General features: G+C 36.1%; 4 protein-coding genes and 3 pseudogenes. 3 read left to right on the top strand and 4 right to left on the bottom strand.

The genetic code is table 11. From position 1 onward, the window contains the following. Nucleotides 1-7 precede the first annotated feature (7 nt). Nucleotides 8-2,244, top strand: a pseudogene (locus tag PSR14_RS29790) (Tn3 family transposase); the annotation flags it as partial. Between the two features lie 42 nt (nt 2,245-2,286). Here PSR14_RS29790 and PSR14_RS29785 read toward each other — a convergent pair. The 4 genes and pseudogenes from PSR14_RS29785 to tnpI all read right to left on the bottom strand — a co-directional run. Next, nucleotides 2,287-3,447, bottom strand: a pseudogene (locus PSR14_RS29785) (transposase); the annotation flags it as partial. 191 nt (nt 3,448-3,638) lie between these two features. Next, nucleotides 3,639-4,925: a DUF4158 domain-containing protein gene (locus PSR14_RS29780; protein WP_262727205.1), complete on the bottom strand. Its 1,287-nt coding sequence runs from the start codon at nt 4,923-4,925 to the stop codon at nt 3,639-3,641. Between the two features lie 424 nt (nt 4,926-5,349). After that, nucleotides 5,350-8,313, bottom strand: a complete 2,964-nt coding sequence (locus PSR14_RS29775; RefSeq protein ID WP_392355582.1) for a Tn3 family transposase — start codon at nt 8,311-8,313, stop codon at nt 5,350-5,352. A gap of 18 nt (nt 8,314-8,331) precedes the next feature. Beyond that, nucleotides 8,332-9,186 (bottom strand): TnP I resolvase, encoded by an 855-nt coding sequence (tnpI, locus tag PSR14_RS29770; protein ID WP_392355583.1) that lies wholly within the window; start codon nt 9,184-9,186, stop codon nt 8,332-8,334. 569 nt (nt 9,187-9,755) lie between these two features. Between tnpI and PSR14_RS29765 the strand changes: the two are divergent. Both PSR14_RS29765 and PSR14_RS29760 read left to right on the top strand, forming a co-directional pair. Then, nucleotides 9,756-9,930 (top strand): annotated as a pseudogene (locus PSR14_RS29765) (helix-turn-helix domain-containing protein); the annotation flags it as partial. 499 nt (nt 9,931-10,429) lie between these two features. Then, the gene (locus tag PSR14_RS29760) at nt 10,430-13,399 is read left to right on the top strand and encodes an insecticidal delta-endotoxin Cry8Ea1 family protein (RefSeq protein ID WP_176543344.1); all 2,970 of its coding nucleotides are present in this window, start codon (nt 10,430-10,432) and stop codon (nt 13,397-13,399) included. Nucleotides 13,400-13,794 lie beyond the last annotated feature (395 nt).

The following is a 13,794-nucleotide window of genomic DNA, read 5'->3' as shown; positions in this document are numbered from 1 at the left end:
AAGGGTTATGCCTGTAGATTTTTTAACACCTGAACAAGAAGAAAAATATGGTTATTTTTGTGACACTCCAACATCAGAGCAGTTAGCAAAATATTTTTGGTTAGATGATACAGACAAAGAACTGATATGGAATCGTCGTGGAGAGCATAATCAACTTGGTTTCGCTGTTCAATTAGGAACCGTTAGGTTCTTAGGAACATTTTTATCTGATCCTACAAATGTACCACAATCGGTTATTACATATATGGCAAATCAACTTCATCTAGATGCTCAAAGCTTTTCTCGTTATCGAAATAAACGCAGTCAGTGGGATCAAATGCAAGAGATACGTTCTGTTTATGGATATAAAAAATTTACAGATAAATCAACACATTGGCGATTCATCAGATGGCTATATGCACGTGCTTGGCTATATAATGAACGACCAAGTGTCTTATTTGATTTAGCAACAGCACGGTGTATCGAACAAAAAATTTTACTACCTGGTGTATCTGTATTAACAAGGCTAGTATCAATGGTTCGTGATCGTTCAGCAGAAAATATATGGAAAAAGCTCTCTAGTCTTCCGGATAATGTTCAGAAAAAACAATTAGAAAACCTTCTTCAGATAGATCAAAAAACAAAGAAAACATATTTAGAGTGTCTAAGTAATCCACCTGTTACGATTAGTGTTACGGGCATTAAGAATACGCTGATTCATTTACAAGAGCTTCGTCAATTGAATACTGAAAATTGGGATATGTCTAGAATTCCTTCGAAAAGATTAAAACAATTCGCGCGTCACACAGTCGCTGTTAGATCACAAACAATTGCTAGAATGCCCGATCAACGACGTATGGCTATGTTAGTTGCATTTGCTAAAATGTATACACAAAGTGCTCAGGATGATGTCATTGATATTTTTGATAGATATTTAACAGATTTATTTGCTAAGACATATCGAAAGGAACAAAAAGAACGTCTTCGTACAATTAAGGATTTAGATAAGGCAGCGCGCCAATTACGGGAAGCTTGTGTAATATTATTAGAACATACGGATCCTTCCGTCCATCCAAAGACGGCAGTATTTGAAAAAATCTCAGAAAAGGATTTAATACAAGCTGTCCAAATTGTTGATTCACTCACCTATTCACCAAATCAAACACTAGCCTATTCAGGATTGTTACAGCATTATGGAACAATCCGAAAATTTCTTCCTTTACTCATGGAAGAAATTGAATTACAAGCAACGCCTTCTGGATTACCCATCTTGCAAGCATGGAGTTTTGTAAAGGAGCATGGGAAATCCAATAAGAAAAGATGGAAAATGCTCCTCTTGCCGGTTTGAATGCAAATTGGGCTAAGGTTGTAATTGATAAAGATTCCGGAACTGTAAATCATCGAGCATATACGTTTTGGATGCTCGAACAAGTATTAGAAGCTTTGCACCGACACGATCTATATATAGTAGGAAGTGAAAAATATGGGGACCTTCGCGCACAATTATTACAAGGCGAAGAATGGAAAAGTATTCGCCCTAGTATTCTTCGCTCATTAGACTGGTCAATAGATTCTTATGAATCATTGACACCGTTAAAAGAAGAGTTAGACAAAACTTATCATCAAGTCATTGAGAATTGGGAGAATAATCCTGCAGTGCAAATAGACACATTTGCAGGTAAAGAGAGAATTATTTTGACACATTTAGACAAACAACCAGAACCTGAATCACTACAAAAACTAAAACAACAAATACATACGATGTTGCCAAATATAGATATTCCTCAATTATTACTCGAAGTAAATCGTTGGACGGGATTTATGGATGGTTTTCGACATATTAGTGAGGCTAAATCTAGAATTAACAAGTTACCTATAAGTATCTGTGCATTGCTTATATCTCAAGCATGCAATATTGGGTTAAGACCTTTAGTTCAATATGGGGTTCCTTCATTAGAACCTGATCGTCTTACATGGATTGAACAAAATTATTTTCGTGCAGAAACGCTTTCAGAATCAAACGCGCAACTTGTAGATTTTCATAGCCAATTACAGCTGGCTAAAATGTGGGGTGGTGGAGAAATTGCTTCAGCTGATGGATTACGTTTCATCACACCAGTAAAATCCGTACACACTGGTCCAAATCCTAAATATTTCGGTTCTGGTCGTGGTGTTACGTATTACAACTATACGAGCGATCAATTTACCGGACTCCACGGTTTGATGATTCCAGGCACAGTTCGTGATTCATTATACTTACTTCAAGGCCCAGTACCAGCGTTGCTGTAACCAGGGGCAAAGTATCAAATAATTAGTTATTATTTGATATTTTGCTTCATTAATTTCCCTCCGAATTTCTTCTGATGATAAATACTCACAGAGAAAAATGATTTTTAATGGTTTTCCTAATTCACTAAGTGCTCGATAAGTTGGATGTCCACTGTTACGGGTAAATCGTTTGAGAACCGCTTCTGTTTCGGCTGTAGCATACTTAATCATTTGATCGTACTGCTGTTCAATTAAATTCCAATTGATTGATCGAGTTAAAACTGGCTGCAAGTTGGGGTATGAGTCTTGCATACCTACATCCGGACGATACAATTTTTGCGCATGAATAGCTTTAAACCTTGGCATTAGTTGAAATCCTAGTAAATGACAAAAAGCAAAAGCAACTTCACTTTGTCCATGTGTCTCTACATAGTTCTTCTCCATTTCCATGTTTGTACAATGCCGTAGCAATCCTTCAATCATAGAAGCTACTTCTGAAGAAGAACAAGATTTGAGTTGCGAATAAATACACGTAGAATTCTTTTCTACATGCCAATAAATCATTACTCCTCGGCCTCTATATCGAATATGCCATTCCGTCAGTAAGTTTTGATCCCAAGCTCCAAACTTTTTACTATCAGATGCACATGCTGTCGTTCCTTCTCCCCATATTTCGGTTACACGACTAGCTAGAATAGCATTAGTTACTTTTGAGATGGCTTGTCGTAAATTTTCTTTATGAATAAACCTACGGCGCACATAAAGCAACTCTTTATAATTTTCTCCATGGTCTCCGGCAGCAATACGTTTTACCCCTGTGTTCGTTCCTAGTCCATATAAACAAAGAATAAGTCTACGTTGAAGTGTCTCCTTATCGAGAATCTCTCGATTCCCTAATGTTTGAAATATATCTGTTAAATGAACACGTAAATCCGCTTCTTTTAAAATATCTAAAAGATTGGTCATCGGCCAGCGATTCATAACCTCTGCCTTTACGAGATTGAGATTAACTGGTTCAGCCTGTGCTTGCAAAGGTGATACAGAAATCCATCCAGTTCCCTTACTCAAAATTCGTACTTTAGTATCGTTCTTCACATGTTTATTTAATTTTTCCAATGCTATATTCATACTGTTTTTTAATTCTTGAATAAGTGTTTGTGCTTCAAGGGGTTTCTGTAGTGCTGCGTAATGTTTTTCCCTGTTTTGTTCAAAATCCTCTGGTAAATCTTCCTCTGGATTTCTATATCGGTCCGCTCCAACTCCCCATACTTCTTTGCAACGCAATCGGTCTCGTAAAGCTTGAAGAACACAGATTTCATAATTCATTCGATTGATACGATTTGTTTCTTTATCAATAACTGTATCAATCCATGCTGCTTTTACAACTCCTTCTATCGGAATGTAATCAGCTTCATTGTATGTATATTGATTGATAAGCTTATATTGCTTGAGTAAACAATTGCATCTATTACAGGACGATGTACGTCATTGTTCGATCGAAACTCTAAAATATCGAGTAAAGCAGGAACCATTCTCCTATAATGGGTGCCGTAGGAAGATCTCATAACTGTATGAACCTTTTGTCTGTAAGCGGGACCTGTATGCCTCATTTCTTTCACAATGTCTTTTAATGTATCCTCACCTACGACAGGAAATAAAACATCTTTTATAATGCCATCTGGTTGTTCTACTGCTTTTTCAGCCATACGAAACAATACGTTTGTCTTACCACTTACTTTGCGAAAATCACGTAAAAATTCCTTTTCAACTTTTCTTTCTGCACGAGCGCCAATACGATGAACAATTTGAATAATGAGTTCAACTAAATTATCCGTAATTTCTCTACCCCTACACCAAAAGAAAGCTGATAATAATGTGTAACGGATAGGGGCTGGATGCCTACGTAGCTCTCTAGTATCTTCAGAAACCGCACGCTGCCTGTACGTTCGAATCATCTTAGGTGGAACACCGTAGAATAAATCTGATGGAAGTTGTATATCCCGTACAATTCGGAGTTTTTCTATTTCTTGTAATAAACTATCTAACCCAATCCTTCCAGGATCAGATACAAGTTCCCGAAAACTAAGGATAGTTTGATCCTCTTCAAGTTGTTCTGTCTGGGACCAAGTACGTATAAAGGCATCTAATTTGGATTTTGAATGCTCTAAGAGCTGTGTGAAAATGGATTGTGAAATATGTTCTTCGTATTGGTGAATAGCTGATTTAATATTTCTCTCTAGTTGGTCTTGAGTTGGGGGGATAAGTTGTTGTTGTCTGAGGTGATGTAAAACATTTTCTCGTACACGATCTATTTGTAGTTCTTGTGGCAGAATGTTGGCTTGTAACCATAGCTTTATTTGTTCCATATCTTCGGAAGTACTCTCTCGAAATCCCATATATTCACGGATTTGTGCTCGATGATATTTAATAGCGCGTCCGTTCCAATCATATTCCTGAAAGGAATCGGCAGGTACTCCTACTTGTTTCGCAACATAGTCAATCAGCTGTTTATTGATTTCTTGTTTTCCTTTTGGAAAACGGCCTTGATATTGAAAAAATTTTAGGGAAACAGCAAACCCAAGTCGTGTGCTTCCATATTTATTTCCAATTAAGCGCATTTCTTCTGGGATAATTGTAAAATGTTCAATAAGCTCCTCTATCTCCCAATTTTGTTTCATTTGATTGTGCCTCCTTATCCTATCTATTAAGAAAATTTCAACATATAAAAAAGTTCTGGAAGCCAGAACTTTACGGTTTAAAATATTTACTTTGCCCCTGGTTACAGCAACGCTGGTACTGGGCCTATATAGAGATTCCTACTATGGCATAGTCGGAGATAAATTTTTATGTATTTTTGTAAATCTAATCCCCTTAGCTTGATGGCGATGTTCTTCAGCTCATAAAACCGCTGCTTACAAATTTTTCACCATTACGCCTCGCTCTAAAATTGTCGTTGTAACTAATAATGGGATTTCTCCTTTTCTGAAAGCCGCTACCTGTATATATGGAAATACTTCTTGCAATCTCTGTGCTAATTGGGGTATCGCCAGCATTTCGGAAAAAAACCACGCTAAGGATTATTTCTATAAAAAAGCCGTTATATTAAGAATAAAACGGCTCTTTTATACGTAAAGGACGTAAATTCATTTGTCCAGTTTCATGCAATCCTTCAAATTTGTATTCTCCAAGAAAATTGATATGTTCCCATCCTAACGGCCACACATAAGGCATTAAATCTTCTCTAAATTCCCCTCTTGCTTTTAATTCTTCTACAGCTTTTTCCATATATACTGTGTTCCACACACTTATTGCATTAATAATAATGTTTAGCGCACTAGCTCGTTGCAATTGATCTTGAAGAGCACGTTCTCTAAATTCTCCACGTTGTCCAAAAAACACAATCCTAGCTAATGCATTTATTGCTTCTCCTTTATTTAACCCTTTTTGAACACGTCTTCTTACTGCCTTATTAGATATGTAATCCAGTGTAAAGAGGGTTTTCTCTATTCGTCCCATTTCTCCAAGTGCTGTAGCCAGTTTATTTTGTCTTGCATACGATCCGATTTTCCCCATGATAAGGGCGCTAGATACTTTTCCTGTTTGAACTGAGTATGCCAGCCTTCTAATATCTTCATAATTTTCTTTTATTAATTTCAAATTAATTTTTCCCTTTAAAAGGGCTTGAACATTTGTATATTCCTCTGCGCCGGGTATGGAAAAAAGCTTAGTATCCGCCAAATCACGAATACGAGGAGCAAATCGAAATCCTAGCAGATGTGTTAAGGCGAATACTTGATCTGTATATCCTGCCGTATCTGTGTAATGTTCTTCAATTTTTAAATCTGTTTCATGATGAAGAAGCCCATCTAATACATGAAGAGCATCTCGTGCATTTGTAGTAATGACTTTAACATAGTAGGCAGATAGTTGATCACTTACAAATCGATAAATTGTTCCACCTTTTCCCGTTCCATGGTGTGGATTGGAATCTGCATGTAGAGAACGTACAGCAATGGATAGACGCATACCATCAGAGGAGGAAGTTGTCCCATCTCCCCAATAGGATGATAACTTCTGTTCCTTTTGGAAGTTCACGAGAATAGATTGAGCGCGAACCATTGCATCATCATACATTCTCCATTGCGCAGCATTTGCCATTTGTCTGTAGGAGATTCCAGGAGTAGCTTCCGCCATTTTTGTAAGACCTATATTTGTCCCCATTGCCATCAAAGTGGCTAATACAATATTCTGTTCATCTTGATCAGGAGATTGATTGGTAGAAGCATGGATAAACTGATTATGAAATCCAGTCCAACTTGCCACTTCTAATAGTAAATCTGTAAGTTTTATTCTGGGTAACATACTATGAAGAAGTTTACTAAATGCTTTTGCTTCTTCTGGAGTCCCTCTATCCAATCGCTCAACATGTAGTTTTCCTTGACTAATATCTACTCCTTCTAATTTCTCGTTATTTTCTGATAACCATTTTAAACGTTCATTTAATATGTTTATTCGGTCAGTTATATAATCTTCAGCTTTTAAAGGGGCTGTAAGACCATTTGGAATGTTTGAAACTTCGTTCCATTCATCATACGGTATAAGATAATCATCAAATGCTTTATGATGTCTACTGCCTGATACAAAGATATCTCCTGAACGAATATGATTTCTTAACTCTGTTAAAGCTGCCAATTCATAATAGTGCCGATTAATGTTTCCATCATCATCATATACATGTTTTTGCCAACGGTTAGACACAAAATGTAAGGGAGCGCCATGAGGCACTTTTCGTTTACCTGTTTCATTCAATTCATGAATCGTATCAAGTGCTTGTAAAACGGGTTCTCCAGATTTGGTCGCTCTAAAATGAAGACTGCGTAATAAAGTAGGTGCATATCGTCTAACATATGAATAACGAGTATCTAACAAATCTAAATAGTCATAATTTAAAGGCCTTGATAGTTGTTTTGCTTCTTCAACAGATTCGACCATCTCATTCCATGACATTACTTCATCTAGAGCTGCAAAAGCATCTTTACCAGTTTCTTTTGCCTCAATCAATGTCCCACATACGGTAATAAATTGTAAAATTTTCTCGTTTAATTTTTTTCCATTTGCTTGCTGTATTTCGTCTTGTTCCTTTTTCCCTTTTGTTTGAAGGTTCATCATGAGGCGATCATGAATTTCGATTGCATAATCTATGAGATCTTGTGTAATCTCCAATAAAAATGAAACTAACATACTATATCTTTTTACTTCATTGAATCGTCTAAAGGCATATGGTTCATATTTTGATCCTAATCTAGCGAGTTGGCGAAGGCGATTTGTATTAATTTTTGTGGTATCAATAGTAAGACCAATTTTTTGAACAAATTGTAGTCGATCTATTACTTTTAAAAATGATTCTGGTGAAGGTTGGGCAGGTACATCTTTTAACCATGCTAATGAAGATTTCCCATTTATAGTTGGTAAAAGTAACGCATCTAATTGATCTTTTTGTTCTTGGACCAAACCGTCATGTAGTATGCTATACACTTTCTGATCTGCTTGTTGCTTTGCTTCCCAGACGATATTTTCAATCACATACATAGCAGGAAGAATGACCTTCATTTTTCGCAATGTAGATATTGCTATTTCAATTAAATAGAGGGTATTACTGTTATCCATTGCTTGTTGTACTAAAAATTGTAATAAAGTTTCTTTATATTCAGAAGAGAAATTCTGATATCCATATTCTGCTCGAATTTCACCAAGATGTTCCCATAGAGTATTCTCACGTTTGGCATATACTAAAAATTCTTCAGGTGGAATCTGTAACTGACTCGCAACATAATCCACTACAAATTGTGGAATATCTTTATATTCTGTTAAAGACCAGCCAGGATAACGGATTAATGCGAGCTGAAGAGCGAACCCTAAACGATTGTATCCTCTACGGTGTTTTAATATTAAATGTAAGTCATGTTTAGAAAAAGTATGAAATGTTACTAAATCCCATTCTGTTAAACGTGATAAATCCATTAACTCATTTCGTTGTGCCTCTGACAGTAATTGTTTAACTCCCATTGTTTTCCCTTTGCTCCTTTATAAGAGTTCCATTTTATTTTTTAACTGCAGTTGGTTTGGATTTGTGTAAAGTAATGTTGTATGGATGTTAGAATGCCCAGCTTGATTTGCAACCTCGTGAATGCTAAATCCTTTTTCAATTGCATTCGTACAGAAGAAGTGTCGTAACTGGTGCGGGGTAATAACATCGCTATATGATTTAAAGATACGATTGACGACCGTACGGTCGAGCTTTTCGCGCTTTTTACTAATAAAAAGATAAGGAGATTCATGTGCTGTACTGTATGTTTTTCGATCGATGAGATAATCTTTGATAGCACGAAGTACCTTACTATTTAGTAATACAATTCGTTGTTTATCTCCTTTTCCACTTCGAATAATACATTCCCCAGTCTGTAAATTGAAGTCATTCATTTTGATAGATAATGCCTCTGAAATACGTACCCCTGTGTATGTCAGGAGAGTGACAATTGCATAATTACGTTTGTTATTATCCTCTAGCACACTTTGCAAAAATTTTTTTACATCCAATTCAACAATTTGGGTTGGGGAAGCATACGCAGTTTGAATTTTTATCATGTCTGTTTTTAAAATTACCTGATCTTGTTGACTGCCTTTCTGTATTAGAAATTCATTAAATTTAGCAAGGCTACTAATCTTGTGATTGATGGTCTTGGCGTTCAACATTTTGACATTCTTTAAATAACTAATGTACTCTAAGATATTTTGTCGGTACAATTTCATTAATTTTCTGTCATATGAACCTTCAAACCATGTTATGTATTGTCTAATACCTAATGTGTATCCCTTAACAGTGTTCTCACTTTTCTTCTCCTGTTTAAGATAAGAAGAAAACTGTTTTGCAACATCCATGTATTTTCCTCCCTTCTATAAATTGTGTTGCATACACAAATGTTTATTTAATAGTAAATTGTGTTGCGTAAAACTCGTAGATTCATAGTTATTATAACACCCAATACAACACAATTAATATTGTGTTGTATTATTTTTGTGCAAAAAAAAGACACTGCCTGTGTCTAGGACTAAGGATATATTTTCTGATTTTGCAACCAGGGTTTTCTTAGCGTGGTTTTTTTCCGAAATGCTGGCGGTACCCCTAATTCCAGAACAGCATCCATTCTCGGCGTTGTGATACAAACTCTTTCACCTTTTTGAAGTGCTTCGTTAATACCGTAAAACAACATCTCTGTTTTCCCAGCCCCGCATAGCTAGTCTTGAATACCGAAAAATTCGAGACAAAACAAAAGAGCACAGCCTGTATATAAAGTGCTACCAGCACTCTATATACCGTCCACCTGATTACGCCAGGTAAACACTTGCTATACTCTCATGAATTATTTCACATCATGTAGGGTCTATTAAGCAACGTTTACCAAATTGGTGACGTTGCTTTTTTGTTTCCAAAAAGGAGACAAACCATTATGAAAAAAAGAATCGATGTTATCACAACTAAAGAATCCTTCCACAATCTTTCTACATTTAAGGAAGTAGAAGAACTAAATAAAACTGTACGTGCATATAGAGACACTATCCATATGTCTATTTTCAAAGTGCCACAGCTGTAAATATGTAGGCGTTAGTTTCCTATGCAAAAATAGCTAAAAAAATGCTAAGGAGTTTAATTTATTATCAGACAAAGACGTATTTAACAAATTCCTTGCACATACTTCAGTGACTTTATATTCTAAAACTCAAGAATTTGAGTATTCTAGTACCTTGATAAAAAAACAATTGCTTACTTTTACACGAACGTTTAAAAAAATGGTATATGATTCTATAACTAACTTGAGGGCTATTCATAGCATTTTCAAACGACAAGAAAGTTCATCATCTAATTCATTAGCTACCTTTAAACAATGGATTGAGTAGTAAATAATTTAACAAACAAAATGCACTTAAATTGTACAAATCTAAAGGAACAAACCTTGTTCGAGCTTTCCTCTTAAGATGGTAGGTTGAGTTTTGTTCGACACTTATTTACCGGAAATTAACAGTTATGGTCAACAAAAAAATACATGCAGATGGTATACACGACCAAATTTCTCCATATATTAATATCGTTTTACATTTCACATTTATTAAAGGAGGCTATTTTATGCCCATTAGTAAAGAACCAATTTTGTATCCATCAGTTTCTTCTACACCCAATGAATTCTTTACTTTTGATTGGAATTGGGGGCTGCACAAAGTTCTTGATCAGGTTACCGGTTTAGTCAAATTTATTCCTGGGATCGGTATCCTTGCAGGACCCTATAGCGCGCTATTAAGATATGTATACGGCGATGTAATTGATGAACTGTTTCCTAAAACTGATGCAAATGGGAACTCTACCACCGACCTCACCCTACTTTTTCAAACATTTATGGCTGCAGCAGAACAAATGATGGATCAAAAAATATCAAATACGGTAAAAGAAACGGCCATAGCACAATTAAAAGCGCTCCATCAAGATTTATTAGTCTTTCAGCAAGCATTGGATAATTTAAAAAATAACCAAAATCCAAACGATGAAGACAAATTAAAATCAGAAGTACAAACTAAATTCGGTATAGTCCACACTTTCTTTGTAAACAATATCGCGCAATTCACCATATCAGGATATGAGGTAGAATTATTATCTACTTATGCACAAGCTGCAAATTTACATCTAATGTTCTTGCGCACAGTACAAGAAAAAGGAACTGAATGGGGATTTGCCCAAGCAACAATTGATGGGTATTATGATTCCCCAGGTTCAGGCCTAGGATTCAAGCAATTAATTGAAAAGTATACCAACTATTGTATGAAGCATTATAATGATGGTCTTCAGAAAATTAAAGTTGCAACAGTTAATCTCTGCGCAAAGAGAGATGACAATCAAAATGACAATGATAACCCATCCTATTACAATCAATATTTGTATGACCCGTACGCAGATCTCGGCACGGCTATATGCCAACATTCACTTGGTTCTCTATCAACGGGTTGTGGAGGAGTAAATTTTTCTTCTCATCCTATTTGTAAAGACGAAATCATATCGTCTCGCATTCATTCTCAATATATGCAAAGTGTTAAAAATTGGAACCAGTATAATGAATACGTCCAAACGATGCAAGTAACTGTTTTGGATTTAGTAGCTATATGGCCGTATTGGGATTATAAAAACTACCCTGATGGGGCAAAAAAAGAGTTAACAAGAGAAATATACACTGATATTCATGGTAGTCCAGATGGATTTAACAAAAGTATCGATAGCCTTTCTCAAGCATTATTACCTCAACCACGGTTATTTACATTCCTACAACAGTTAGATTTCCATACGGACGACTACAAAACCGAAGTCGCTACACATGCTCCGACAACAGGAAAACCCAACGCCCTATATCACTACATTGATGGGGAGATTATCGTAGGAATTGATCAACACTTCATCAATACGAATGGACAACAAATTCTACAACCCCAGGGATCTAGCAATACAGGGAGAACACATGCTGTCAGCGGGGACTTCACAAAAATACAAGTAGGTTCCTGGTTTGAACCTAGGTGTGTAGTCATCGGGCAAAGTGCTGGATTCGATGATGTCATTGGTAGTATTAATGATGATTCACCATGGTATAACATAGCTGATGGTAGAGTCTATATCGCATATCAAGAGATCCGTGGTCTGGGAGCGACGTCAATGGTAAGTAATGGAGTCCACAAAATCATAGGAGCAGATGAGCAAATAGACAGCCATGTTATATCCTATGTTAAATTTACGCCAACCACTCATCCACAAACTTTATTTGTTAATTCTGGAAAACAATTAGGTTCTTTAACTACGGGCTGGACCTCTACGACAGTGGATTCTCAAAATACGGTAGTTACAGATTCTATTACCTCGATTCCTGTTGTTAAGGCTCATAGCATTACTGATTTCCCAATACCAGGGGGTGTTGTAAAAGGACCTGGTCATACAGGTGGCGATTTAGTCAAATTACCTCCAAATTCTCGCGCGAAGCTGATGGTGAACATGCGGGATATTTCAGCTTCTTATGATATTCGAATTCGATATGCCACACCCAGCGATGATGGAAAATTAAATTTAAAATACTGGAATGGTAGTAGTGACGTAAGTATTACAAGTACTTCATTAACGAATACGGGTGGCAATACAGATTTTAATCATTTCCAATACGCTATGTTAACAACTGACGATGTAAAATTTAAAGCTCCATTTTCACCTGTAGAAATACTTCTTGAGAACACAGGAGCTAACGATTTGTTTTTAGATCGGATTGAGTTTATACCAACTATGCCTACATCAAGTTTTAACGACCAATCTTTTTCAGTAGGCTCCAACACGACTCACCTACGAAACTATACTGTTTGGGAGTTACTGTCAACCCCATTTATTGAGCCTGTAGTAATAAATATCACCGGAACTTTAGTTAACTCTGCTTCTCTATCATTTCAGTTTTTAGACATACACAATAACGTCCTTTTAACTAAAACTGTATCAGGTGACGGGCCAAGTTGCCATGTCATACACAATGAAATGCCCGCTCATGGAAATTCCTGTAGCGACAAAAGCTCAGAATTTATAATATACGAAACTATCTCTCAAGATTTATATAAAATTCAACTTTTTGAAGAAAGCAATGCTACAACTAATACGGATTCCGGACCATTGGATAATAAATATGAAAATGTTCAAGGCCTCATAAATCCGTCCACACCAAACACTGTAGTTATCCCTGCCCACACGGTAACTTATGAAATGGCCAATGATGATAGAGCTTATATAGTATGGGAGAAAAATAGATCATTAGCTCTTAGTATACAAAACTTGACCGTCATATCTAATTCTTCAACTCCCATACAGCTGTATATAAAACGCAACGATAACGCTGTTGCAACAGGGGTAAAAGCCACTCGAGTAGAAACTAATAATGATACCCAACAATATACTTTTATTTTTGAAAATGTGTCGCCAGATGGCGGATTCGACTTTGTATCCTTAGACTTTTCTGGCAATTTCGACAGCTCCAGATACCCTCTTCAAGTTAGTGGAACATTATTGCTAGCACCTAACAACTCTTAATCAATCTTTTAAAATGATAGTAATAACAGTAATGCTACGGAGTTCAGTCTTACACTTAGCCCGATAGAAAACTTACAAATTTATAAAAGATCGATCAAATATATAATTGAAAAGCACTTTCATCATAGCTATAGAAATCGTAATATAGTAACTCACAACCCAATTTCGGATACTTTTGATTTGGCTTTACAAACAGAAGTTGATGAAATTTATATCTCAAATCAAACATTCTATGGACAAAAGTGACAATTAAAAAAGTCAAAAACCCTGCTGTATCACACTCAACAACTATATAGTACCAGTCAAATCATATTGAATGTGACTCTTTCTTTTATCTATACAATTCTATTTTTTGGGCAACTAAGTAGTCACACTATTCAAACTAAAGGAGGCCA

Origin of the sequence: Bacillus sp. A01H, from assembly GCF_045277205.1 — a bacterium.
Taxonomy (GTDB): Bacteria; Bacillota; Bacilli; order Bacillales; family Bacillaceae_G; genus Bacillus_A; species Bacillus_A paranthracis.
The sequence above is the reverse complement of the archived record's forward strand: the minus strand, read 5'-3'. Positions and strand labels throughout refer to the sequence as shown.